At 50.4% G+C, this 24,965-nt stretch carries 27 protein-coding genes; 10 read left to right on the forward strand and 17 right to left on the reverse strand.

What is annotated here, in order from left to right:
- Positions 1–39 precede the first annotated feature (39 nt).
- Both BZJ19_RS11285 and BZJ19_RS11290 read right to left on the reverse strand, forming a co-directional pair.
- A complete protein-coding gene (locus BZJ19_RS11285; protein ID WP_077675705.1) occupies positions 40–1,950 on the reverse strand; it encodes a methyl-accepting chemotaxis protein in 1,911 nt (636 codons plus the stop codon).
- 411 nt (positions 1,951–2,361) lie between these two features.
- Positions 2,362–2,598, reverse strand: coding sequence for a DUF3283 family protein (locus BZJ19_RS11290; RefSeq protein WP_077675706.1), 237 nt, complete (start codon positions 2,596–2,598; stop codon positions 2,362–2,364).
- A 151-nt stretch (positions 2,599–2,749) separates the two neighbouring features.
- On the opposite strand from BZJ19_RS11290, the gene BZJ19_RS11295 reads away from it, so the two are divergent.
- Positions 2,750–3,127, forward strand: a complete 378-nt coding sequence (locus tag BZJ19_RS11295) for a helix-turn-helix domain-containing protein (RefSeq protein WP_077480861.1) — start codon at positions 2,750–2,752, stop codon at positions 3,125–3,127.
- On the opposite strand, the gene BZJ19_RS17455 is transcribed toward BZJ19_RS11295, so the two are convergent.
- From BZJ19_RS17455 to pdsR, 4 genes are all read right to left on the reverse strand, one after another.
- Positions 3,095–3,301, reverse strand: a complete 207-nt coding sequence (locus BZJ19_RS17455; RefSeq protein ID WP_198532242.1) for a DUF1289 domain-containing protein — start codon at positions 3,299–3,301, stop codon at positions 3,095–3,097. The two genes, BZJ19_RS11295 and BZJ19_RS17455, sit on opposite strands and share 33 nt — an antisense overlap.
- A gap of 77 nt (positions 3,302–3,378) precedes the next feature.
- Positions 3,379–4,047 carry a glutathione S-transferase family protein gene (locus BZJ19_RS11305; RefSeq protein WP_077480859.1) on the reverse strand — a complete coding sequence of 223 codons (669 nt, stop codon included), beginning with the start codon at positions 4,045–4,047 and terminating at the stop codon, positions 3,379–3,381.
- Positions 4,048–4,099: 52 nt separating this feature from the next.
- Positions 4,100–6,343: a proteobacterial dedicated sortase system histidine kinase gene (pdsS, locus tag BZJ19_RS11310; RefSeq protein WP_102136133.1), complete on the reverse strand. Its 2,244-nt coding sequence runs from the start codon at positions 6,341–6,343 to the stop codon at positions 4,100–4,102.
- Entirely contained in the window at positions 6,340–7,038 is a 699-nt protein-coding gene (gene pdsR / locus BZJ19_RS11315; protein WP_074214755.1) for a proteobacterial dedicated sortase system response regulator, read from the reverse strand. The genes pdsS and pdsR overlap by 4 nt, the downstream gene beginning before the upstream one ends.
- A gap of 205 nt (positions 7,039–7,243) precedes the next feature.
- Here pdsR and pdsO point away from each other — a divergent pair, with 205 nt between their 5' ends.
- The gene (gene pdsO, locus BZJ19_RS11320; RefSeq protein ID WP_157891185.1) at positions 7,244–7,963 is read left to right on the forward strand and encodes a sortase-associated OmpA-like protein PdsO; all 720 of its coding nucleotides are present in this window, start codon (positions 7,244–7,246) and stop codon (positions 7,961–7,963) included.
- A gap of 94 nt (positions 7,964–8,057) precedes the next feature.
- Positions 8,058–8,486 (forward strand): GNAT family N-acetyltransferase, encoded by a 429-nt coding sequence (locus tag BZJ19_RS11325; RefSeq protein WP_069588709.1) that lies wholly within the window; start codon positions 8,058–8,060, stop codon positions 8,484–8,486.
- Here BZJ19_RS11325 and BZJ19_RS11330 read toward each other — a convergent pair whose 3' ends face one another.
- Positions 8,487–9,011, reverse strand: a complete 525-nt coding sequence (locus tag BZJ19_RS11330; protein ID WP_077675707.1) for a methylated-DNA--[protein]-cysteine S-methyltransferase — start codon at positions 9,009–9,011, stop codon at positions 8,487–8,489. It abuts the gene before it with no gap.
- A gap of 26 nt (positions 9,012–9,037) precedes the next feature.
- Entirely contained in the window at positions 9,038–9,469 is a 432-nt protein-coding gene (locus BZJ19_RS11335; protein WP_077675708.1) for a DUF3010 family protein, read from the reverse strand.
- 308 nt (positions 9,470–9,777) lie between these two features.
- Between BZJ19_RS11335 and BZJ19_RS11340 the strand changes: the two genes are divergently transcribed.
- The 3 genes from BZJ19_RS11340 to BZJ19_RS11350 all read left to right on the forward strand — a co-directional run bounded on the left by BZJ19_RS11340 (position 9,778) and on the right by BZJ19_RS11350 (position 11,549).
- Positions 9,778–10,689 carry a hypothetical protein gene (locus BZJ19_RS11340; protein WP_077675709.1) on the forward strand — a complete coding sequence of 304 codons (912 nt, stop codon included), beginning with the start codon at positions 9,778–9,780 and terminating at the stop codon, positions 10,687–10,689.
- An 87-nt stretch (positions 10,690–10,776) separates the two neighbouring features.
- Positions 10,777–11,316, forward strand: a complete 540-nt coding sequence (locus tag BZJ19_RS11345) for an NUDIX hydrolase (protein ID WP_069591215.1) — start codon at positions 10,777–10,779, stop codon at positions 11,314–11,316.
- Positions 11,317–11,333: 17 nt separating this feature from the next.
- The gene (locus BZJ19_RS11350; protein ID WP_077457216.1) at positions 11,334–11,549 is read left to right on the forward strand and encodes a DUF3820 family protein; all 216 of its coding nucleotides are present in this window, start codon (positions 11,334–11,336) and stop codon (positions 11,547–11,549) included.
- A 323-nt stretch (positions 11,550–11,872) separates the two neighbouring features.
- On the opposite strand, the gene BZJ19_RS11355 is transcribed toward BZJ19_RS11350, so the two are convergent.
- Positions 11,873–12,346: a DUF1203 domain-containing protein gene (locus tag BZJ19_RS11355; RefSeq protein WP_077675710.1), complete on the reverse strand. Its 474-nt coding sequence runs from the start codon at positions 12,344–12,346 to the stop codon at positions 11,873–11,875.
- Positions 12,347–12,548: 202 nt separating this feature from the next.
- Here BZJ19_RS11355 and BZJ19_RS11360 point away from each other — a divergent pair, with 202 nt between their 5' ends.
- Positions 12,549–13,607 carry a bifunctional transcriptional activator/DNA repair enzyme AdaA gene (locus BZJ19_RS11360; RefSeq protein WP_077675711.1) on the forward strand — a complete coding sequence of 353 codons (1,059 nt, stop codon included), beginning with the start codon at positions 12,549–12,551 and terminating at the stop codon, positions 13,605–13,607.
- Positions 13,608–13,953: 346 nt separating this feature from the next.
- Here BZJ19_RS11360 and BZJ19_RS11365 read toward each other — a convergent pair whose 3' ends face one another.
- Complete coding sequence (locus BZJ19_RS11365; protein ID WP_131826395.1) at positions 13,954–14,469, reverse strand: hypothetical protein; 516 nt, start codon at positions 14,467–14,469, stop codon at positions 13,954–13,956.
- Between the two features lie 208 nt (positions 14,470–14,677).
- On the opposite strand from BZJ19_RS11365, the gene BZJ19_RS11370 reads away from it, so the two are divergent.
- Positions 14,678–16,378 carry an SgrR family transcriptional regulator gene (locus tag BZJ19_RS11370; protein WP_077675713.1) on the forward strand — a complete coding sequence of 567 codons (1,701 nt, stop codon included), beginning with the start codon at positions 14,678–14,680 and terminating at the stop codon, positions 16,376–16,378.
- Positions 16,379–16,381: 3 nt separating this feature from the next.
- Here BZJ19_RS11370 and BZJ19_RS11375 read toward each other — a convergent pair whose 3' ends face one another.
- Positions 16,382–17,020: a hypothetical protein gene (locus BZJ19_RS11375; RefSeq protein WP_077675714.1), complete on the reverse strand. Its 639-nt coding sequence runs from the start codon at positions 17,018–17,020 to the stop codon at positions 16,382–16,384.
- Between the two features lie 365 nt (positions 17,021–17,385).
- On the opposite strand from BZJ19_RS11375, the gene BZJ19_RS11380 reads away from it, so the two are divergent.
- A complete protein-coding gene (locus BZJ19_RS11380; RefSeq protein WP_102136134.1) occupies positions 17,386–17,814 on the forward strand; it encodes a hypothetical protein in 429 nt (142 codons plus the stop codon).
- Positions 17,815–17,836: 22 nt separating this feature from the next.
- Positions 17,837–18,847, forward strand: coding sequence for a L,D-transpeptidase family protein (locus BZJ19_RS11385; RefSeq protein WP_420876435.1), 1,011 nt, complete (start codon positions 17,837–17,839; stop codon positions 18,845–18,847).
- Positions 18,848–18,919: 72 nt separating this feature from the next.
- On the opposite strand, the gene BZJ19_RS11390 is transcribed toward BZJ19_RS11385, so the two are convergent.
- From BZJ19_RS11390 to pulA, 6 genes are all read right to left on the reverse strand, one after another.
- Complete coding sequence (locus BZJ19_RS11390) at positions 18,920–19,144, reverse strand: LPP leucine zipper domain-containing protein (RefSeq protein ID WP_077481026.1); 225 nt, start codon at positions 19,142–19,144, stop codon at positions 18,920–18,922.
- Between the two features lie 185 nt (positions 19,145–19,329).
- Positions 19,330–19,806, reverse strand: coding sequence for a copper chaperone PCu(A)C (locus BZJ19_RS11395; RefSeq protein WP_077675716.1), 477 nt, complete (start codon positions 19,804–19,806; stop codon positions 19,330–19,332).
- Positions 19,806–20,396 (reverse strand): SCO family protein, encoded by a 591-nt coding sequence (locus tag BZJ19_RS11400; RefSeq protein ID WP_077675717.1) that lies wholly within the window; start codon positions 20,394–20,396, stop codon positions 19,806–19,808. The genes BZJ19_RS11395 and BZJ19_RS11400 overlap by 1 nt, the downstream gene beginning before the upstream one ends.
- The gene (locus tag BZJ19_RS11405) at positions 20,393–20,872 is read right to left on the reverse strand and encodes a hypothetical protein (RefSeq protein WP_077675718.1); all 480 of its coding nucleotides are present in this window, start codon (positions 20,870–20,872) and stop codon (positions 20,393–20,395) included. The genes BZJ19_RS11400 and BZJ19_RS11405 overlap by 4 nt, the downstream gene beginning before the upstream one ends.
- A gap of 3 nt (positions 20,873–20,875) precedes the next feature.
- A complete protein-coding gene (locus BZJ19_RS11410) occupies positions 20,876–21,805 on the reverse strand; it encodes a polyprenyl-phosphate transporter (protein WP_077675719.1) in 930 nt (309 codons plus the stop codon).
- 101 nt (positions 21,806–21,906) lie between these two features.
- Positions 21,907–24,804, reverse strand: coding sequence for a pullulanase-type alpha-1,6-glucosidase (gene pulA, locus BZJ19_RS11415; protein WP_077675720.1), 2,898 nt, complete (start codon positions 24,802–24,804; stop codon positions 21,907–21,909).
- Positions 24,805–24,965 lie beyond the last annotated feature (161 nt).

Genomic DNA, 24,965 nt, shown 5'->3' on the forward strand with positions numbered 1-24,965 from the left:
GAAGGTGCTTTTACAGTTTAAAACTGACTCCGTGCAAAACTACTGCAGTTTAAAATTCGACACTAAGCGATCAAGCTCTTGATTCGATTGTGATAATGAGTCAGTCGCGGAAACGGTTTGCTTGCCGCTGTTGACTAAGTTGCTCACCATGTCGCGAATCGAGAGCATGTTTTTACTCAACTCCTCCGCCACGGCACTTTGTTCTTCGGTCGCGGTCGCGATTTGGGTGCTGACATCATCAATCTCACGCACGGAGGCGCTCATGATGGTCAAACTGTTTGAGACTTCCGACGTCTTATCCGCCGTGCTCTGACACTGCTCTTTGGTTTTCCCCATCGCCTCAACCACGCTCGATGTGCCATCAAGAAGGGCAGTCAGCATATCTGAGATTTCGGTCGTGCTGCTTTGCGTGCGTGCGGCGAGGGCACGAACTTCATCGGCGACCACCGCGAACCCACGGCCTTGTTCACCGGCCCGCGCGGCTTCAATCGCGGCGTTGAGTGCAAGCAGGTTGGTTTGCTCGGAAATTTCCCCGATCACATTGAGCACGTCGCTAATTTTGTTTGCATCCTGATTCATACTGGTGATTCGGGCTGACATATCTTCCACTTCATCTACCAGCGCACTCACGGTGACGACGGCATTGTCTACCACTCCAAGCGATTGGCTGGCCTCTTTACTGGCCGATTCTGTGATGTCATTCGACTGCGAGACGTTATGAGCAATACTGCGCGCACTCTCACTCATCTCAGTAATCGCGGTCACCACTTGTTCGGTTTCTGCCGAGTGCGCCTCTAGGATAGCCTCGTTTTCTTGGGTGTTTTGCGACAGCTGGGTGATGTTACTCGAAATCATTTGACTGGCTTGGGAGACCTTCAGCATCATATTTTGCAGGTTCTCGACAAAGGTATTAAAGCCGCGGCTGATTTGGGCTAAATCATCGTTGCCGTTGACCTCCAGTCGTGCGGTGAGATCGCCGCTCCCTTTAGAGAGATCTAACACTGCCTGTTTCAGCTTGAGCAGTGGACGATATGAGTAGCTGATGATCAGATAGATCGCCGCCAAGCTCAGCGCCAACAGGATGATCCCTGTCACTAAAGATTCAATTATAGCGCTGCGAATGTCCGCCAACGCGGTTTGCTGATCAACAAATACCATCAGCGTCCAATAGCGATTTTCCGTGAGGTTAACGCGCTGGAAATAGCCATCAAAATTAATGCCCATATAGGGAAAGCTCAAGTGACCTTGCTCATCAGTGCGGAACATRTTTTCCATATCACCAAAGCTCGCACTGACCTGAGAGGGCGTTTTGCCGATATCATTCGGATCATCACTGGCAAAAAAGACTGCGTTTTGATCGGTCAGTGTCGCGGCACCACCGGCAAAGCGCATATTGCTTACCTGAGTGATCACGCTTTCCAGTGGAATGTCACCAAGCAACGCGCCGATGAAGCGGCCATTTTCAAACACGGGGGCGACCGCGCTGATCACCTTACCGCCAGTCACTTTGTCGGTGTAAATACCGGTTAAGTGAATGGCTTGATCGGCTTTGACTTGCCGATACCAGTCGCGATCGCGGAAGTTATATTGGTTGGTGGTGATGCCATCGCCCGAATGATTCGACATAAACGAATCACCGGTTTCATACGTCATGATCACATTGGCGATACCGGCCGTGTCTGCCAACATCCTCACTTGCGCCACGTTTTCTTGTGCCGTGAGGCCCGTCGTAAAGTGATTTGCACCTTTTTCTATCGCCGAGAGTTGAGAGGTAACCAACTGCTCTAACTCTGTGACATGGTGATCAAGTTTGTTTCGTGTTTGTGTGGTGAGAGACTCAATCATTTTGTCTCGTAGCGAGAGTGTATTGAGTGTTCCCAACACCACGAGAGAGACGGTAACCAACAGACCGACCCCCACCATAATGCGTGATTTAAACCCCAACGTCATAGTTTTTACCCCTTACTGAGCTAACGCTTGTCTGTCTAAAAAGTAAGGGTGCTTCCTACTGGCGGTAATCGTACATTGCCCGCTTTTCTATGCGGTTTTTATTATGTTTACCGCGGAGTCACCCAGCCAACATCGGTTTAAAGTTAGTTAAATGTTCGGCAACTCGCCAAATAATGAATGCTTTTTGATAAGAATAACAGTAGAGCGGGTTGGTGGATTTAGCTAGTCGAAATGACAAAAAAATGTATGACAATTTGGCGTCACTTGTGCGCCGGAGGTGTAATAAAACACAGGCATCTTTGCTGTTTTAAACAGGTGATTTATTGGCAGGGAGAATAACTGGTTTAAAGTCGGTTACTTTTATCCGTGTGGAGCGCTTTGTGTAAACGCTCCTCAATAGGCGCGGGATGATTAGCTGACAGGGGGTTCTTGTTCGGGAATGATGAAAGCCTCTGGTTGGGCTCGGTACTTTTCGACACATTGGAGGTAGAAGTCCCGTTGCCATTCAGTCAATGCATACGCTTCTTGCTCGAACAAGCTCGATTCTGCTTTGTTGTTCACCACTTTCCAAACTGCGTAGGCGGCTTGTTTGTCGAGTTCTATTTTTTGTTTTTCATCAGCAGGCAGGTTCGCCAAATTAATGTCCATAGGGGGCTCTTATGTTTGCGCGCGTAGCCGCGATCCTAGCGAAGTCGGTGCCACACGGCAAGATTAACTCGCGCTTAACGGCAGGCTGACATTCGTCGGTCGTGGCTTGTTACCCTTGCAGCCAATGCTCTTTTTTCGATTGGACACTAGGATGACGTTTAACCAAGAGGATCGACAAGCCCTCTACGACACGTGGATGTCGTACAAAGCCAAAGCACGGATCACGCAAATTGAAATGGCAAAACGCTTAGAAGTCAGCCATCTTACCTTTTCACGTTGTATTCATGGCGATGCCACACTCGACAGCCGTTTTGTGTTCGCATTTTGCCAAGCGATGGGCGTAGAGCCCAACAAAATCTTACCCAGCCTGCGTGAGCGCGAACAAGCGTACCAAGATGTGTTGGTAACCAGTAAAGTCATTGTCGATGGCGACATTGAAGCCGTGTACTACGAAGGTAACCAAGTGATTATTGAATACCGTAAACCACTGGTGGCATCAGCTGAATCGTCGTTTGAACGGGTTTCGTGAGGGGCGAATGGGCTCAGGCGGTTTTGGGTCAGGACGCTGTGGGAGCTCAGCCATAATCGCGGCGCGCTGATCGTCGGTCATTTTGCCCCACGCAATGATTTCATCGAGGGTACGCTTGCACCCTACACAAACATCTTCTTCACGGCGGCACAAACCAATACAGGGCGTTAACACGACAAAACCTCGACAGCATAGACAGAACAAAAAGGGCAGGCCAATGACGTGCCTGCCCGTCTAGTATACCGCTCAGCCTAGCGTGTGACCATGCCGCGAATTTGTTTGGCACGCTCTTCATCTGTCGCGTCAGAGGGGGCGGGCGTGAGTAAGGCCTTTTGGCAGGCGGGTCTTTCTGCCAGCGTATCTAGCCACGCTTTTAAGGCATCGAGCCCCGAAATATCAATGCCGCTCCACTCATGAATGCGCGCCCAAGGCCAGGTGGCCATATCGGCAATGGTGTACTCTTCGCCGGAAAGGAACGGATGTTTTTGCAACTGGCCATCAACCACTTCGAGTAGGCGTCGCCCCTCTTTTTGATAGCGTTCGATTGCGGCTGGGATTTTCTCTGGGAAATAGCGGTAAAACACATTCGCTTGGCCCATCATCGGTCCAACTCCACCCATTTGAAACATGAGCCACTGGATAGTTTGCGAGCGCGCTTTGGGATCTGACGGTAAAAATTGCCCCGTTTTCTCCGCGAGATAGAGCAAAATGGCACCGGACTCAAACACGGCAAAATTGTCGTTGTCCTGATCGACAATGGCAGGAATACGGCCATTGGGGTTAATCGCCAGAAATTCCGGTTGCTTCTGTTCGTTCGCCATTAAATCGAGTGCATGCAATTGATACGGCAGCCCCATTTCTTCCAAGGCGATAGCAACTTTGTAGCCATTGGGTGTGGCGGCTGAATAAAAGTCAATCATGTTAGCTCTCCCTGTCAGTGAACCCTCAGTATCGACACGATAAAGGGGAAGATCAATCCTCGCCAAGCTGCTGCGAACTTGGCCATATAAGTGACATTGTCACACCATCTTGGCTGGCGCGATTGCTAGCCACGAGTGTCGCTTGGTGAAAGTCTGCAATCAGACGCGCAATGTAAAGGCCTAAACCGAGATGCGGTTTGTCCGATTTATGCGACTCTGACCGCACGCTAACCATCGATTGGAACAGCTGATCACGCATATGCTCGGGCAGTAGCGGCCCGGCGTTACTCACTGTGATGATAATATGCTCAGCGTCAAGGCTCAGCGCAAGATCAATCGGGGTGGCGCCATCATCAAACTCAACCGCGTTGGACACGAGCTTATCCAATAACTGCGCGAGATAATCGGGTACAGCGAATACGCGGACGGTCTGCGCTGGTAGCGTGACGTTAAACCGATGATCCGGATACGCCAGTTGATAGCCTTGCCCGCAGCCTTCTATCAGTGCATTGAGATTGACCGGCTCTTTATCGGCGTTATCAAAGCTTTGCTCAAGGCGTGTGGCTTCGGTTAAGGTCGATAAGATCCCCGCTAGGCGCTGCACGCCGTCTTGAGCGCGGTTGATGTAGGTTAGCTGGCTAGGGTCCGCTTGGGTATAGGCCATGTTTTCCAATGACGACCGCACTACCGCAATGGGCGTTCTCAGCTCATGGGATAAGCGAGACGACATTTTTTCAAGATACTGGTTATAGCCAGCAATGCGTCCCACCATGTCGGTGATGGTTTGGGTTAATAAACCGATTTCATCGTGGCTGGTTGCCGGTGTGATTGTGCCCGTAACTCGCCCTTGGCTATCGATAGCATGATTAGCTTCTTGTTGGAGGCGACGCAGACGTTTAGCGATCTGCGAGCCAAATAACAGCAGCAAGAGCACGCCGGTACAAATCACCGCAAGCATCACAGAAAAGAGGGTTTCGAGGGCCTCATTACGCAGGCTACGGATCCCATTGGTGGTCTCTTCAACAATCACGGCCCCCGCAACTTTACCGTCCAACCAAATCGGGTAGGCTGCGGTTAAGATCATCGCTTGGTTGTCATCTGAGCTGCGCCAACTGGCGTAAGGCCGCCCTTGTAAGGCTTGTTGCGCCTGTACGCCCTTATAAATTGAGGCTTGTTGCATCGCATCGACAAAATGCTCAGGCGGGGTCACAAGCAGTTTATCGTACCAAGGGCGTAGCAGCGTTTGTGTTATCCAATCCATGACGCCTTGCTGCTCTGGGATCGCTTGGCGAGGTTGCCAGACACCGGTGGAAGTTTGGATGTCACCCGCTTTTGCTAGCACGCGACTGTGTTGATCAACCACCCAAACACTGGAGGCGCCATTATTCATTCGCTCAATTAATGCTTGAATGGGGGCCGAAGGCATCATAAAGCTACCCAGCGTTGCCGCTGAACGTGTCGATGCGGTACCAATAATCGCGCGTAGGCCGCGGTTAAAACTGTCGTCCACATCGTAGTAAGCGATGCCGAGCTGCTGGCCGACCCACGCCGCTGGCAGTTTGATCTCAACTTGATAGCCTTGCTCGGTGGCGCGCCACTTAGCGGCAATGGGAAGTGGTTGGGGCGGGCCTTCGATATTTACGCCGGTGGCATTGTCAGCAAGACCGTTATCAAGATGGATGATTGTTGCATTGTCTGAATCAGGCGCTTGTCCGATAGCGACCCGATAAAACGCTCCTTGCGGTGAGGTGAGTGCCAAGATGAGGTGATCTTGACTATCGATATCGCCTGTCGCTTGCGGCGTGGCAGGGGTGTTATCGATAATATCGAGCGCGAAATACACCGCAGTGTCGGTGCTGCCACTCATGATCGCCAAAGAAAGCGTGTCACTATTGTACGCACCTTGGCTAAAGATGAGTCCGTTGCGTTGATAAAGGCGCTGATGATGGCGATAGGGCTGCCAATCTTCAAGATTGCCATCTAAGCAGATCGGCTGGGTTAAGCGAAATGCATGTAAGTCTTTGCCCGGCTCTAAGGCAGAGGGTGGGGCATGCTGGGTAAACAAGCTGGGGCGWTCGTTCATTCCCATCGCAAAGGCCCGAGCAGTGCCCATTAGCGTCTGCTCTTGGCCTTGGCGTAAAACACTTTCCATTTCCCACACGTACTGGTAGCCCAAATAGGGCAGCAGCAGCAGAAAACTCGAGAGAATCACAATCTTGGTACGGATCCCGGCCAGCCCTTCTCGGACCCAGCGACGTCCTTTTAAGCCATAACGACGCAGTCGACTCAGGCTCATGGGTGTTCCTCATCCCAGCGATACCCCATGCCATAGACGGTGCTAATGCAATTAAATTGGCTATCGACGGCGAGAAACTTTTTACGGATCCGTTTCACGTGTGAGGTAATGGTGCTGTCGTCCACCACTGCGTGCGCTTCATCCATTAGTGCTTGACGGCTTTTGACGTGGCCCGGACGTTTAACCAAGGCATGGACCATCCAAAACTCGGTCACAGTGAGATCGATTAAAGTGTCATGCCAGTAAACGCGCATCCGATCCAAGTCAAGATTCAGCGGGCCGCAATGCAGACTCGTTACTTGGCTAGCCGGCGCTTGGGCCAAGAGATCACTGCGGCGAAACAAGGCGGCAATGCGTGCCATCAGGTGAGGCAGTGAGACGTCTTTGGTCAAGTAATCATCGGCGCCCATTCGCAGTCCCACTACAGTGTCAATGTCACTATCCCGAGCGGTTAAGAAGATAATCGGCACTGTTGCAGACATCGCACGCAAGGCTTGGCATAGCGCAAAGCCGCCGTCAATTTCATTCCCCAGACCAATGTCGATAATGGCTAAATCGGGTAGACGTTGCTCAAAAGCGGTTTGGGCGGATGGACGATCGGCGTAGGTATTGACCTGATAGCCTTGGCGACGAATCACATCGGCATAGTTATCGCGAATGGCGGCTTCATCTTCAACAATTGCTATCTGCTTCATGGTACGGGATAGGTAACGAGTGTTGCAGTGACTATACCCAAACTCAGCGCAGAGAAAACCCCTTTTGCCGGATTCCGCGCAATTGCCATTTTTTTGCCACAATTGATCGCCACATTGCCATTTTTACTCCCACAAAATGCCTGATCGGCTTGTTTTAATGTCCTCATCGCCAGCACGGCACAACAAGCACATTTTCGAGGACATTATGGATATCAAAAAAGCACTCACACACTCTGTATTCGCGGTTTCTATGTTTGTCGTGGCAACCCCACAAGGGATGGCCGCCACACATGTTGAGCGAGACAAAAAACCAGAACTGATCGGGATGGGCAGCGGCGCGGTAGCCGGCGCGTTAGTGGCAGGACCGGTCGGCGCAGTCGCGGGGGCGATTATCGGCACTGTGATGGGCCAGAACGCGAGTTTTGAAACTCTTGCGACGGAGCAGCAAGATACGATTGAAACGATGAATGCGAAAAATGAACAGCTGAGTCTTGTTACGCAAAAATACAACGAAGCTCAATTAGAGCTTGCCCGCTTGCGCTCCGAGCAACATTCTATTGAGGATATCGACTTAGCGATGAATATTCAGTTTCGAACCAGCTCGGCCGATATTGAACCCCACTTTATGATTCAGCTTGATGAGCTAGCAGGGTTTATCCAGCAAATGCCGGATGCGCAATGGCAATTGGCCGGGTATGCCGACCCACGGGGGCGCAAAGCCTATAACCAAGCGCTGTCAGAGCAACGTGTGCAAGCGGTTTATGACTACTTGGTATCAGTGGGAGTCGATCCGGCGCAGCTAGATACGGTTGCGTATGGAGACAGCCAGCCATTGGCCGACCAAGCCGACAATGAAGGCTTTTTCTTTGACCGTCGCGTCACCCTTTCACGCGTGAAAGGTGGGCAAATGGCACAGGCACAGTAATCGTCGCTTTATCGTTTTGGGGCTGGGCTGCCATGCAACGGCCTAGCCCATCGCAAATGTTAGAGACTTATCTTCGGCAACCAAGGAAGACACCATGATTCGACAGGCAACCCTTCACGATATCGATGCCATTTGCGCTTTGTGTGAGCGCTGTCAGCCTGACCCACTTCCGTGGCGTCAAATGAAGAAAACGCTCACCGATTTGATTCACGCAGAGGATGCCAACGTGCTAGTCGCTGAGCTTTGTGGGTTGGTGGCAGGCGTGGTGGCGTTCAACGTGATCTTACAATTGGATAAATCCAACCATGTCGGGCGCATCAGCACCATTATGGTGGATGAACACTTTCGAGACATGACCCTCGGCCGCCAGCTACTCAGTGCCGCGGAGACCTGTTTGCAGGCAAGAGGGTGTGACCAGATTGAAGTGGTCCCGAGTTATCACAAAGCCGATGCGCAAAGCTTTTACCTGCACTGCGGTTTTAAATTGACCCCAGAGCGACTGATAAAAGCGTTAGCAGCATAGCTAAGCGACAAAGGCTTTCTCTTTACCACTTTGCGGATTGGGGAGCGTGGTTGGCCATTCGCCGGTTGCTTCCCATATCAATAAGGCTTGTTTGGCCGCAAGACCGCCCCCGTAGCCAATCAGCTGCCCTTGGCGACCAATAATACGATGGCAAGGAATGATGATAGAAATCGGGTTCTTGCCATTCGCACCGCCAACCGCTTGGTTGGCTTTTGGGTTACCAATGGCGTTAGAAATGGTCTGATAGCTGGCCGTTTGCCCATAAGGAATCGCTTGTAGCGCTTGCCACACCCGTTGCTGAAAGGGCGTGCCTTGTGGGACGAGGGGCAAAGAGAAGTGTTGGCGCGTGCCATTGAAGTAACCATCCAGCTGACGACATGCTTCATCCAGTACCCGTTGGGCGGAGTGAGACGATGCATTAACGGGTTGCGGTGCGCGTTTAGGCAAATACAACCCGGTGAGTCCGTCGCTATTCGCGGTTAAGGTTAACTCACCGAGTGGTGATGCATACGTGATTTGGCTCATAACACATCCTTGTGGTTATCACTTAATTAGTTGTTGTGCTGGTTACAATACGCGCAAGCGGTTAAAAACGCTTGTTCTTGGAATTGCTTAAGGCCGAGCTCTTTTAAGCTCACATCAACAGGATGACGTTTTAGGGTTTGCTTCATTACGCTGCTTGGCAGCACCTCAGCATCCGTTCCCTCAATCAGCTGCAACGCGGCTTCTAGCTTGAATCCAGCACTGCTACCAGCAAATTTGCCTTTGGTTGGGCGCTCGCGGATCACAATCTTTTCTACCTGATAGTCTTCGACCAGCTTGCTCATGGTGCGATGAAAGTGTTGGATGCTTTCTTGCGCTTCAGGCTTGGCAACGGTGATCTTTTTTGCGCGGCACTCAGGCACAGAAAACAAGCCGTTGTCGCTGTCTAGCAATACAATGTTCGCTTCATTGGCTTTTAAATCAACAGCACAAACTCTCATGATGATCTCTCTGTCTTAATCAGTAAGGGCGGGCAGTATACGCAAAAGGTCTCGCGTCGTCACAGGATTAACCTTACTTGCACGGGCGAGTCTGTCAATAATGTCGATAAATTCGCCCATACGGGTTTTTTAGCACCACGCTGGATAGCAAAGAGCACGGGGTTCGGGAAGAAGGTCGATAAAATAAGACATATAGCTCGCATTATTCTGGACGTTGGCGTAATTTTATGCGCGCTCCGTGTGCGGAACCCCAGGGGCTTCGCGCGTTTCCTTTCGCCGTATGATTATTCATCGTAGAGACAACCATCATGAATACTGATGCACGCGCCACCACCAAGCCGAGTGGCCTTTTAATCGTAGGAATCTTTTTTATTCCTTACCTGTGTGTTTGGACCTTATTGGACAAAAAGTATAGCGCGTTTAGCCGTATCCTCGGCTTTGGCTATATGGTGATTGCATTTATGTTATTTGTTAATGGTCCTACCAACCCGCACACGAGGGGATCAGCTACGTTAAGTTTGCTCGCACTTTGCGCATTGGGCTTTGGGTTTTATTTAGTCCGCCAAGCGCTCAAGTGGGGGTGGAAAAATGCCATTGAGCAATTAAAACCTACCGGCAAGGAAACCACATCACCCGCCAGCGTGCAGCCACCAGCCCAGCCAGCGGTGACAAAAAAACTGCCAGCTTGGCTGGTAAAAGGCATCGATGTGAGCGAAAACGCCGATGGCACCATGCATTTCACATTTCCCGCTGATATGTCTGGCCCAGCGAAAGATAAAGTCATTCAGTTCTGTGAAGGCTTATCGGACTTCGGCCCCTTTACGTGGTCAGACGCGGTGGCGTCTGAGTCCGTTTCGTCATCTGTTGAGCATCACACGCCCGCTCAAGCCAATGATACGCGCGTGAGCAACACCCATTCGGTACGTCCGGAAGAGGGCTTGATCAAACTTGCCACCCCCAAGCATGGCTGGTTTAAAGTCAGTTTCTTAGGCTTTCCAAACGATGAAGAAAGTCAGTTATCAGAGATGGCACTGCAAAGCGGTATGACGATTAACGACCACACGCAAGAGGCGGTTGATGTGCTCTGCTTTGGTGATTTCGCCAGTAACGCGATGATAGAAAAAGCGCACGCTGAAGGCGCGGTGGTGTTAGATAAAGAAGCGTTTGTTCACTTCGTGGCGAGCGGCCATGTACCAGAAAAAGGCACCGCCTTGGCGTAACAACGTTCGCGGTTTGTAACGCGCTGCGGCGAATCGTGCGAGTGTGTTATACTCGCGCGCTTTGCTTTCGTATTGCCTGAGTTCTTTATGCAGATTATCGCCCAACACACCGATGAGCGCGTGTTACCGCTCGACAACAAAACCATTATCACACGCCATGCGGCCCGCGCGATTGCGCTGCAAGGGGATGAGATCCTTTTGATGTACACCGCACGCTATGATGATTATTCGTTACCCGGTGGCGGTATTGACGAGGGTGAAACTGCAGAGCAGGGGATGATCCGCGAGCTACAAGAAGAAACGGGTGCACAACATATTCGTGATATTCGCCCGTTTGGCTGCTTTGAAGAATACCGCCCTTGGTATCGTGACGGCGCTGATGTGATGCACATGTTTTCTTACTGCTTCTACTGCCAAGTCGATCGAGAGCTTGGCACTCCCACGTTTGAGCACTATGAAATCCATAACGGCATGCGACCTGTGTGGGTGAATTTGTCTCACGCGATCGCGCACAACAAAGCGGTGATGGCAAACAGCGACAAAGCCGGGCAATCGCTGGTCCGTGAAACCATGTTGCTTGAAATGATTGCTCAGCAGCGTGAGAACACCCAACAAGCCACGGCGTAATCGACAAGGAATGCTTCATGGACAAAGAACAACTGATTAAATTGGCCAACATGCGCATGCCGTTTGGCAAGTACGCAGGCCGTGTATTGATTGATCTGCCTGAAGAATACTTACTGTGGTTTCAAAACAAAGCAGAATTCCCCGACGGCGAGCTCGGGGAGCTGATGCAATTGTGCTTAGCATTAAAAGTTGAAGGCTTAGAAAGCGTCGTTAAGCCCTTAAAGCGGATATAACCTGCCTCAACCCAAACAGTCAGGCCATCAGCCTGGCTGTTTTTCCCTCATCTCACGCTGGTAACGAGAAGGAAGTTCTCGGTTGCTTAAGTTGTTTTTGCTCCTTTCTGCGTTAACGTAATTGCTCTGTGGCAGATTGTGCCACTGAAATCACCGTACTTTTGCTCATGGTTAGCCATTGAGTGGCCGAGAAAGGAAACTCCCAAAAACCATCACGTTTTAACATTTCACCCTCCATTTTATATCTACATAATGATTCGCTTGGATGATTTTCCAGTCTGAGTGGAGCAGATCAGTTCCCTATCACACAAGATTTGATACATCTAGGCTCTATATACAGTACAGTTGAAACAACCAGGATTCGCATTATGAACCTGTAGGTATTTAACGTTGGCGTCGGTCAACTGATTGTAAATAATCTTTTCCAAACCTGAACCCAAAGTAGTTTCAGCATGAATCATAATACTATCTTCGCTATATGCTCTTACAGACAGTAGGCGTTTAGTTAATATTTCGGGAATTTCATTTATGTTCAATTTTGCCTCTACAGCATCTTCCCGAATGAAAATGGGCCCAGAAGCTTTATATGGTGAGTTTACGTCATGATATTTGTACGGGATGAGTAAAACCCTCTCGCCAATCTCAGCTTCTTTTAAAGATACTCGACATGGGAAACCAGGCTTTGAGTCTGCAATCAACCATTTTGCACTGAATTTTTCAAGTTGTTGGTCGTTGAGGTTAAAATATTCACTAAACATGCTCTTTTCAATTGGTTTTATAATAAAGTTTGTATTCATAAGGTTATACCTTATTGGTTGTTTTGGTTTTGATGAATACTCATGTTAGCTATATGAACCGCTCTTAAACATCCGAAAATTGCGCCATATTCGAATTGAGGGGTAAATAAACATTCTCGAATTAACCAGCAAGAATCGGATGGTATCATCAAACTTGGTGTGATGAGATACTGATGAATCACGCGAAACAGTGAGCGTAGCTATGCCAAAGTTATCTGACAATGAAATGAAAAATGCGGTAGCGCAGAGAGATGGATCTTTTGACGGACATTTTTACTATGGCGTCATCACTACTGGTGTATTCTGTTCGCCTTCCTGTTCAACCAAAGCGGCAAATCCAGAAAACCTGAGATTCTTCTTAGATATTGAATCCGCAATGCAATCAGGGTTTCGTCCTTGTAAGCGTTGCAATCCAACAGGACAGGACGAGCGTACTCATCAGCTAATCGATGTGGCTCGCTATATAGAAACTCATGCCGAAGACAAAATGACACTAACCCAGTTAGGTAATATTGCAGGGCTTTCACCTTCCCGATTACAGCGCTTATTTAAAGACATGTTTGGTGTGTCACCCAAGCATTATCAGGATGCAGTGCGAATGCGAAAATTTAAGCGTTCGTTAAAAGAGGGAGAGAGTGTGACTGATGCGATTTATTCGTCAGGTTATGGCTCAATAAGTCGGGTATATGGTGAAGTGACCAGAAATATAGGCATGAGGCCAAAAGCATACAGAGCTGGCGGTAAGGGTGAAATTATCCATTATGCATGTCGAGAGACAGTGCTTGGGTACATGATAATGGCTGCGACAGATAAGGGGGTATGCTCGGTACAGTTTGGTGATGACAAAGGTTCTTTGCTAACTCTGTTAGGTGATGAGTTTCCAGAGGCTCGGCTTGTACTTTCTGCGGCACAAGACGCACCAGAGCTGGATAGCTGGATGTTGGCTTTAGATCAGCATATTAGTCAGGGCACTCCCAAACCCGATGTGCCTCTTGATATCAGAGGCACGGCATTCCAAATCAAGGTGTGGCAGTTTTTACTAAGCATCAAAGAAGGGGACGTGATGAGCTATGGTGAGGTTGCAGAGCATATTGATAACCCGAGGGCTGTTCGCGCTGTAGGAACCGCTTGTGGCAAAAATCCAGTTGGGATTCTTATCCCCTGCCACCGAGTATTGCGCAGTGACGGTTCTTTAGGAGGTTACCGTTGGGGACTAGAGCGCAAAAGAACATTGTTGGGTATGGAAAAAGCAAGGCGCTAATTCAATTGGCCACTAGATAAGTGAAATATTGAATACTCACTGATAAACCCTGCATATAATAAATCCAATAGTGTTGATGAAGAGTGAAAGATTTTGTCCAGAGCCTTGCATATCGACCACCGTATATAACGATGGTCTTTGACGTTTTGGGATACAAAAAGTTATTCAGGGACAGCTAAATTAGCGAAGTCACTGACTCACTTTTGTCCAGAACCTTCACAGATGACACTTCTTAACTCAGAAGTGCTTACAGAAAATCCCGATCTCTTCTCCCAAACACAACACTCTCTTTCCTGTGAAATGTTCGTTCAATAGCGAGCGTCTTCAAGTCGCTTAAGCATCAGGGTTAGTCGGCAATCACCCATTGGCGGTTGTCGTCAGTCGCCTCCATCATTGCGTGTAGAAGTTGTGCGCGGGCGTCGTCAGTGGGGGCAATCAGATCATAAATGCCGCTGATTGGCTGGCCGTTTTCTTGGGTATCTACCCGCATGGCGGCGGCGCAGGTTTCGCCGTGTTGGGTGCCAATGCACAAAGAGACCGTGGCTTCGGCAATTTCAACACCATCATGCAGAGCAAGTTGCGCGAAGTAAGCAAGCATGTCGGGGCGGGCATCGTCCGGCCATTGTGCTGCTTGTAGCTTGGCGTATTGCAGCATCAATGGATGGTTATCGACCCAATAAAGTGTCAAGGGTGCGCTGGCAGAGGCTGGTGGCCGAGTCGCATGAGTGGGTAACGTCTCTTCGGCATGGTAGCGTTCGAATCCGGCCAAGCTCTCAGCGGTTGGATATTGGGCTTGTTTAACATGGCAGGCCATCCAACGCTGCTTGACTTCAAAATGGGAAATAATTTCAGACGCGTCCATAAACACCACATGCGATAACAACAATCAACAGGCATCATAGCGGAGTGAGCAGAAATAACAATCGCTGCGCTACAGCACGCGAAAATAAAGCCTGCCAGAGATCACAGCCTCGATCTGATTGCGTTCAAACTGGGCAGACGGACTGTCCGTTGTCGCGTAAAATAGGAAGTATCAATAATGACTGATACTGCCTTTAGGTTCCCCTTTTATGTCTGGACAGCGGCTACGCGCACAATTTACCCGTCTTTATCATCACTTTAACGGGGAAGATTCGGATACTACGTTACAGGCGATTGCCGATATTTTGGTGTGTACGCGGCGTAATGCGCGGATGGTCCTAAATAAATTGGAGGAGCAGCATTGGCTGACGTGGGCGCCATCCGTTGGGCGAGGCAAATTGTCACGGCTGACTTTTTTGCGTACCGAGTCAGCCCTGCGTGACGAGCAAGCGGCCCATTGGTTAGCACAGGGCAAAATGGACCAAGCACTCGCCTGTTTGGATAATGATTCGACCAAGCTTGCGGCGTTGATCCAAAAGCAATTGGGGCCGAGCACCTTAAATGGTCGCCAGATTGTACGCTTGCCGTATTATCGTCAGCTTGAAAGCCTTGATCCGCGTACCCCTCTGCGCCGTTCTGAAGAGCACTTGGTGGGGCAGATTTTTAACGGGCTGGTGAAATACCAAGAGGGTAATAAGCAAGTCTGTGCGGATTTAGCTCACCATTGGGAGGCACTTAGTCATACCCATTGGCGCTTTTATCTGCGCCCCGGCGTGCGATTTCATGATGGGCGTATGATGCGTGAAGACGATGTGGTGGCGAGTTTGTCTGCGCTATCGTCTCGGCGGTTTTTTGCCCACATCGCTAAAGTGACATCACCTGCCGCACGGATCATTGATATAACGCTTTCGTCACCCGACCCGCGTTTTGATCATGCGTTAACCTTGCCTGAAGCAGTTATTTTACCCGCCGATTGCGATCAGCAAAAAGGGTTTGCAGATCAGCCAATTGGCACAGGCCCCTATCGTGTGGCTGAGCGTCAGGATCACCGCTTGGTGCTCCAAGCATTTGATGATTACTTTGGCTATCGCGCGTTAACGGATGAAATCCAGTTGATGGTGTTTGATGAAGCGGCCATGTGTTATCTCACCCCAAGTACGGATCGTATGCCGGACTATGCGGTTAAGCCGCCAGCTGCGTTAAGCCAAAAGCTTGAAATGGACCAAGGGGCAGGGTATTTGATGCTCAATTGTCGTGATGGGTTGGCGAAAAGTGCACGCTGGCGTGCTTACTTGCATGCCAAGTTGTCTTCCTTGCAATTGCTGCCGCGTTTAGCCGCGAACGGGATGGGTGAATACCGCTTGTTTAATGCTTATGGTTTGATGCCCGGTTGGATCCATCACACCCAGCCAGTATCGATGCCAGAGCTACCGGGCCCGACGCGATTGAGTGTGGCCTATTTGGCGGACCATCCTCTTTATCCGCTGATCGCAACCGCCATCGAAGCGCATTTAGCTGAAGAAGGCATTCAAGTAGAAACCATGGCGCTGTCGCCAGATGCGTATTTTGGTGGGAAATACAGCCGAAAAATCGACATCTGGTTAGGGGCGATCAGTTTTGGGATCCGCGGAGAAGAAGGATTATTCAATTGGCTGGGTAATCACGATCTTTTCTTGCATGCGTTCACCGATGAGTTGCTAAATAAAGTTACCCGTTACACCACCCGTTGGCGTGAGCAGGCTAAGCCAGATTGCGCTGAAGCCTTGGCGCGTGAGCTGGTTGCCCAGCAGGTGGTGCCGTTATTTCATATCTGGACGGGTGTGGTTGCCACGCCGGACTTGCAAGATGTGGCATCGAATGCGGTGGGTTGGTTCGATTTCCAATCGGTGTGGTATAAGCCAAGCGAGTAAGAGTTATTCGTCGACACCGAGCGGAAAGGTGGCGGTGAGTAGCAGGTACTTATGCAACGGCAGGCCATCTTTTTTACGAAACAAAGGGTGGAAAATGCGATAGCGCCCATCGGTCAGCCCCAATGGTTCGATGGTTTCGGCGAGGCTGGTGGTCGCACTGGCCAGTTTAATCCCTTGCGCGCGGTAAGAGTCGGCATGAATCGGTTGATGGCCTAGCCACCAAGAGGGAATCGCTTTGCTGGCATTGGTTCTATCCATCCAGTGGTCGCTGACAATGATCACTCGCCCGGGCTCTGCCGGATTGGTAATACCGTGGTTGAGCAACCATGCGACATCGCGCACCAGTGCATCACGACAGGCCAAATTCCCACTGAGCAGACGGTGAGCAAGAATGTAAACCGCGGCGCCATCCAGTTGCAGTTGATAAACGGTTTGGCTGTGGGGACGACTGTCATCGAGCAAGTGAAACTGAGCGGGGCGGTCGTGCGCTTCCAACACGCGCATTAAACGACGTGCCAGTGCTTTACCCATGTGTGGGTCACGCATCCCGCGGTTATGCACTGTGGGGTAATGATGTTCGCAAAGCTTGACGCAATCTTGTTGAAATTGTCGAAGCGCGAGCGAGACGAGATCATCTAACAAAAACGAGCCACTCCTACCAAAACACGACTGATTTATCGCACGTCATAAAGTATGCATTATATCACCAAAATCGCCCAATAAATCAGAGAGAAACGCCACTCTGTGCGCACTTTCTCATCACAAGTCGGTGTGATTGGGCGAAGCATGTCTAGTTCTGCCACTAAAAGAGGTATCGGCAACGCGGGCATCGGCTTGATAGTGGCGGCAGAGATTTGCCTCTGTGTTTACCCGATGAAGGGCAAAAGCCATGATGAGTACACCAATGTTGGTCGAAGTATGACCGGTTTCGGGCGCATTGAAGCTTATAAGTTGGAACGGTAATTGCAGTGCTTGGTGTCTCTGTGACATGAACTCGATGGATGATAATGAAAACAATAGCTTGGCTATGTGGTTCGGCATGTTTATTTGCCGCTTCGATTTCTTTTCCCGCTCGGGCAGCTGATGGCTTGGCGGCCGGTGTGTTTCTGGGGTCGCCGATGTCCGGCGTGACCATCAAGCAAGACCAATTTAAAATTCAAGCTGGGATCGATAAGTTTGGTATTGCGATCGACGGGACGTGGAATTTAGGGGAATGGCTAGGCCGGATGGAATATGCCCCCATGTATATCTATGCTGGTGGTCAGTGGGTAGATGATTCTACCCATCAGTGGGGACCGAGAGCTGGGCTAGGGGTGACACTTCCCGTAGGCACCGGTGATGTAGAGTTGTTTGCGGAAGCCGGTACCACATGGTACTGGGAGGAGAAAGGCGATATTGAATTTGAAGGCGCAGCCGGCGCAAGGATGTATTTTTAAGCGGTTTTATCATGCGCTTTGGGTGCTTGCCATCGGGTGGGGGCTGAGCGTTTCCCCAGCATGGGCGGTGAGCTATCCGTTACCGTTGGATGGCAGTCGGCTCGTCGGCTATGCCGCCATGCATGAGGTGCAAGAAGGCGAGCATCTTGAAGCCATTGCAAAACAGTATGATATCGGCTTTTTAGCATTATTGACGCTAAACCCCGGCGTAGATCCGTACTTGCCAGAGCCCAGTACACTGATCAAGCTCCCCCAGCAGCATCTGTTGCCCGACACTCCCTACGAAGGGATTGTGATCAACTTGGCGGAGCTTAGGCTCTATTACTACCCGCCAGCTCCTCAAGGGGAGAATGACGCGACGGAGCAAGATCCACGGGTTCATATTTTTCCGATTGGCATCGGCCGAATTGGCCGTGAAACGCCCGTGATGCAAACCTACGTCAGCCAGAAGCGTCAAAATCCGACGTGGACGCCGCCGCAAAGTATTCGAGAAGAATATAAGCGGACACGCAATATTGTGTTGCCAGACGTGGTCCCTGCCGGTCCCGATAACCCGTTAGGACACCATGCACTACGTCTCGGCTATGGGAATGGCGAGTATTTAATTCATGGCACTAATAAGTCATTTGGTATTGGTTTACGCGTGAGTGCCGGTTGCATCCGGTTACGGCCCGATGATGTGGCTTGGCTTTTTGAGGCGGTGGATGTCAACACGCCCGTGCGGATCATTGATACGGCAACCAAGGTCAGTATTGAACCAGATGGACGAATTATGGTGGAAGCCCATCGGCCATTGTCGCGCACGGAGCAAGAAACGCAGCAACGTATTCTCCTATCCCCCGATCCGGCGATCATTGCCAAGCTTGAGCGAATGGGTATTTCCACGCGCCGCTATCGTGCCGCACTGGCCGTGCAACAAGGGGTGCCGATTGAAGTGGCGGAGCTGAGCCCGTTGCAGTTAAAGGCGTGGCACAGGCTCAATGAGCAAGGCCTGACAAACGCGTCTGATCTGGTGAGAGCGGATACCCCTTAGTGACAGAATGAGGTAATCACGGATAAACAAAAAACGGCGCGAAGGCGCCGTTTTTATCTTTTCAGAATTGCCTTATTTGGTATAAGACTGTGCCATGTTATCAATGCGTTCGTTAGCGCGTTTTGCTTCGTCGTGCGCCATTTGAGAATCATTTTTCATCATGGAAACGTCGTTAGACAGCGCATCGACTTTCGCGGATAAATCATCAACACTTTGTTGTAGTGCCGTGTTGCTGGTACAGCCGACGAGCAATACAGTTGAAGCTATTGCTGCTAGCGCCATTGGACGGATTTTCATAGAGAACCTCGCTATTGTTGTTGGAGATAGCAATCACGTCAAAAGGGTCACGCGCAAGCGCGACTAACTTTTACCATAGACGGTGATAGGAGATTTTGCTGCTGAATCCTCAACTTGGCGGCCATACCTTGACACAGTTAACATTTAACGCGCTGTGTGACTCATCCATTAAGACGTGTTAAACGCTATTGGTGGTGATGGTTTCCTTCATCGTTATGGTGCTGCATGCCTTCCATGACAGATTTCACTGGAATTTGCTTGGTCAGTGAATGGCCATCAGCGGTGGTTAGGGTCAGGGAAATATGTTCGCCCACTTTAAGAGGTTTCACTAAGTCGAACAACATAACATGCAAGCCGCCCGGCTGAAGGACAACTTGTTCGCCGCTGGGCACCAGAATTTGTGGGATTTGGCGCATCTTCATCATGCCATCTGCCATGGCGTGCTCGTGTAGCTCAACGCGTTTTGCCGCAGGGGTTTGGGCACTGACAACACGTTTAAGCACATCACTTTGATTGTCTAACACCATAAAGGCGGCACTGTTAGGAGCGCCCGGTGCACTGGCGCGCGCATAGGCATCATGGATAAAAAATTCACCATGAGCATGGCTGAAAGATGCAGTGAAAAGCGCAATGGCTGAGATAAAAAGGCGAAAAAACGACATTATGGTTCCTTATTGGTGTCAGTCACTCGAGAAATAGCGGCGGTGATCATTTGAGGGTTCAAGGTGTGGGGCACCTTTTCTAAAAGCTCACCGTTGGGAGAAAGAAAATAAAAGTATGAGCTATGGTCAACGGCATAATCCATGGCGGAGTCTTCAAGCTCGGTAATTTGATACAAAACGCCGTATCGCTTCGCCAGTTGATCAATTTGTTCGTTACTGCCACTCACACCTGTAATGGCCGGATGAAAGAAATGGGCATATTCGGCCGCTTTTTCACTGGTATCCCGTTTTGGATCCAGCGTAATAAAGACAGGTGACACCGCATCTTGTGTCGATTGTGGCAGTGACTTGAGCGCCGCCGATAATACCGCCAGCGAGGTGGGGCACACATCTGGGCAATGAGTGTAACCAAAATAAACAATCCGGGGCCTAGGGTCTGCTTCATTGAAAAGGTTGAAGGGTTGCCCGTCTGACTGCAAGGCACCGGCTTGCGTTTGCTGCTGCCTTACTTGATAACTGTCATAGTAAGCGCGTGCGCCTAACCCTAAACAAACCGCAAATAATGCCACTAGCCATGCTTTTTTGCTCATGGTCGCTCCATGGTCACTTTGATCGGAAATTGTGTTTGACCCTGATTTGGCACCGTAATGGTTCCTGCCCACGTCATGGTCTGCTCAGTACATACCGGAAGCATCAAATCGCCGCGATAGTGCGTTTCATCTATTTGATTCAGCACTAAGCGATATTCTCCCATATTCATCTCAACACCTTTTAGCTTAACTAACAGGGTTTTGCTATTGAGAGGTTGTGATGTTGTGAAGGTCAGCGTGTTAGCGTGCATGGGGTGGATGGTCGGGTCCGATAAACTGGCTTGATAGCCTTGATAATGGCAGGTTTGTTGGTTTAATGAGCAATAGTTAAGAGAGGCCGTGGAGCCTCCCTCTATCCAATCGGCAAGGGTATTTAGCCATGTTGGTGCGCTGAATGCGAGCGCAAATACTGCGACGATGCCTGCAATCGTCAGCAGGCGATGACTGCTACGTGAGTCGGTGAGAGAAGAGTCCATGATTTAGTCCTGACTGGGGGCAAAGCGCTCCAACAGCAATACCAACACAAAGCCCGCTATCATGGCAATCACCGCAAGGCCAACTTGTGCCGGATGTCCCACCACGGCCTCGTAGGCGCCGGGAAAGAGGTTATCTTGCACCAGCGGCACTTGTTCACCGGATGAGTTCGTGCGCCAAGTGAGGGTATGTTTCCAAGGCCAAATCTTACCCAAGGTGCCCAACATCAGACCGGTCAGAAACGCGAGCGTCAGCGCATAATAGCGGCGTAGTAGCCATGACAATAGGTGCGAAAACGTCAGTAAGCCGGTTACCGCACCAACAGCGAATAATCCCAATAAGCCAAATTGCGCTTGATGAACCGCACTCAAAATAGGGCTGTACATGCCAAGTAAAAGCAAAATAAAGCTGCCGGAGATACCGGGCAGGATCATAGCGCATATGGCAATCGCGCCGGAGAGAAACACTGTGGCCGGGCTTGCGGTCAAATGAAGTGGGCTGGCGACGGTAATCCAATAAGCAAATCCAACCCCTAGCGCACCGGCGATAAGGGTTTTAACGGTGAACTTAGGCGTCGGTAATTGCTTGGCCATGTGAAAGGCCGAGGCAATGATAAGACCAAAGAAAAACGACCAAAGCGGAATGGGATGATGAGTGAGCATCCAACTGATCCCTTTTGCCAAACTGGCAATGCTGGTCAGAATGCCGGCTAAGAGTACACAAAGAAAGGTACCGTTAACATGTTGCCAGACCGCTTTGAAGCCTTCTTGGCGCCATAGTGTAAAAAGGCGCGGCGTGATACGCCGAATACTCTCAAGCAACTGCGTGTAGATACCGGTAATAAATGCGATCGTACCGCCAGAGACACCAGGAACCACATCCGCAGCGCCCATCGCCATGCCTTTAAGGTAAGTTGAGATCAGGTTCTTGATCATAATGCTATTCATCGATAAAAGCTGAGACGCGCATTATACCGACATTCATCCTGTGGGGTAGGGGGAATTATAAGGGGGAGCAGCACTCCCCCAAATGATGGTTAAGGTTGATGAGATTTCTCGAATACGGCGACGGACCAAGCGGGTACGGTAAGTTTGCCGTTGGTTACGTGAGCCCCCTGTTGGTTATACGCTATCGAGCCGTTGCCCGCATTGGCTTGCAAGCTGTGAAGCTGATAGCCGGTGGCGTCGATGCTGGCAAAGTCGTTGATGGCTTGGCTTGAGGCATTGATCGCGACGATAATTCCATCACGCGTCGCATCAATATTGCTGTCGTGCAGACTGCCACTGTTATCAAGCTGCATCACAATCAGCCCGGGGATTTGTGAGGCGCCCGTGTTGTGAAAGCTGACACGTTGGTTGATCACACTGCCTTGGCCTAAGTGGAACAGTCCAGATGAAGTGCGCAGCGCCACCAGCTCATTAAAGTAACTGTCCATGTTGCTGATTGCCTGCGGTGTTGGTTTGGCCTCGCTGTTGTGGTTGGCAATCACGGTTTCAATCGTTGGCCAGTTGTAGCCGTCTTTATCTTCACGCGGCAACCCTTTGTCCCACTGCGTGGTTTGTTGAGTAAAGTCGACGCGGTTATACCAATCGCCTGAGTCGTAGGAGTCACGCTGCATGGATTTTGAACGAAGCAGTTCGCTGCCCATGTGAACAAAAGGCACCCCTTGTCCCAGCAGTGCCGTTGAGAGTGACACGGCTTGGGCACGAACGCGTGTCGCAAGCGGCATGGCGTAAGGGAATTTGTATTGATTGTTATCCCACAAGGTTTGGTTGTCGTGCTTGGAGACATAGTTTTGAACCTCCCAAGCATCTTGCGCGTAGCCAGCTGGTTGACCGTTGTAATCGACCTCGTCACCGCGCACGACATCACCATTGGCAATCTGTAACTGAAAATCTTTTAAGTTACCCGCCATACCCAAACGAACTAGATCGGCATTATGCAAGGCACTGGCTCTTTCCCCGCTGTCTTGCTGTTGTAAATCATTGGGGGCGACCCATTGACCATTACCAAAGCCTTGGTTTTTGCGTAGGTACTCGCCACCATCGAATGGGCCGCCGCCGCGAACCGCATCCCGAAGTCGATCAGAAAACGAGCCAATGCCGGTGCCTGCAAGGTTTGCTTGGGTGGCTTGGACAAACTGGCGATCGTTGGCGACTTCACCGAAGTTCCAACCTTCACCATAGAAATACACATCTGGGTTGATGGCGCGGGCAACGGCAAGTGTGTGCTCGATCTGGGCCAGCGGATGATGACCCATTAAATCCCAACGGAAGGCATCGATTTTGTAATCTTTCACCCAAGTCGCAATCGAGTCATCAATCAGTTTGGCAAACATGCGATGCTCAGGCGCGGTATTGGAGCAGCAAGTGGATTGCTCAACGTCCCCGGTTACGGGGTTAAGGCGCTGATAATACCAAGGCACGACTTTATCCAGCACAGAATAGGTCCCTAAGCCTGCTTGGTGGGTGTGGTTGTAGACCACGTCCATCACCACATTCATGCCGATATCTTGTTTGATGGCCATGATCATTTTACGAAAGTCGAGGATACGCGCGGTGCCTTCAGGCTCGGTCGCATAACTGCCTTCGGGCACGGTGTAATGGAAAGGATCGTAACCCCAGTTAAAGCTGTCGTATTGACGCATCGCCGCCATCACCGTTTGCACATAGGGAGTGTCAGCGCTGTCTTGGGTGGCTAAATCCATTAATGCCGCTTGGATGGTTTGATTGTTGTCGCACTCACTCGCCAGCCTTGGCGTCTCTTTCAGCGAAGGTGCTTTGTCACATAGCGTGGAGAAACGGTCGGTTAAATCGATACGCTGCGCCGTGTCTTCGTTGATGGAGGCAATATCAAACACGGGGAGCAGGTGTAAGTGGGTAACGCCGGATTGAGAAAGCGCTTTTAAGTGATTGACCGGGGCGGTGCTATTTTGGGTAAAAGCCAGATACTTACCGCGCAGATTCTCTGGTGTGGATTGATCGAGCGCGGAAAAATCACGCACGTGCGCCTCATAAATCACGCTGTTGGCAGGGTTTTGCTGCGAATGAGGTGCACTCAGCGTATCCCAGCCACTGGGTTTAAGCGCGGGTGCATTCAGATCGACCACCTGCGAATAGCTGGAGTTGGTCGACAAGCTATGTGAGTAAGGGTCAGTGACTTCGAGACGCTCGATACGATGCGTGGTAGGGTGATAGACCGATAGTTGATAGCGGTAATAGTCGCCATGATTCAGCGCCGTGGTGGCAACATGCCAGCTTCCTGAGTTGGCGTCGAAGTCCATTTTAATGGGTGTCTGGCGCTGCTTTGGCGCGTTTTGTTCGCTCGTCGATTGATAGGGTACTAGCGAGACTTGCTGTGCGGTGGGTGCCCATAAACGAAACTCAGTGTGTCCAGCGTCAGGGACGGCACCATAGTTAAGTTTTTCGGCGTGTTCTGCGTACAAGGCATCAAGCGCGCGGGCCGGTTGCACATCGGTTGCGGTTAATACGGTATCACCGTCTTTGGCGATAGCGAGAAGCTGTCCTTTAAGCCATTGCTTCAGGGTTATGTTGGCGCTAACAAAGTCAAAATCGAACCCTTTGACGTTACCTTGCAAATGGGGGAACGATGTCTGCCAATTATCGCTAGTAGCAAGGGTAGATTCGACACTCGCAGTGGCGTTTTCCACTTGCTGCGTGTCTGGGTTATAGCGCATCGTGCCATCCGCGGAGTAATACAAGGTGAGCGAGGTGGCGTTGGTTTGATGAGTGAGCAGGGTATCGGCGTCAGCAAATAGCACACTGGCATCGCTGGTGCCCGCATCACGAACACTGGCGGTTGGGTTGGTATCGACGTCAGAGTTATCGTCATTTAATTGACAGCCTGTTAACACAATCGCCGAGGCAATCGTAAAAGGCAGTGCAAGAGGATGTTTGCTTAATGGATGATTCATCAGGTTGACCTTTATGTTTTGTAGGGAGGCCAAGCTTACTGAAAGGTGAACTGTACCAACTGTGATCGCGTTATAAATAAACTTATGAATAAGAAAATATTTCAACAATTCAATAACGTATCACGAAAGGTAGGCGGAGAGTAATCAGTGCCTACGCCCTT

It is taken from the genome of Salinivibrio proteolyticus (assembly GCF_001996165.1).
GTDB lineage: Bacteria > Pseudomonadota > Gammaproteobacteria > Enterobacterales > Vibrionaceae > Salinivibrio > Salinivibrio proteolyticus.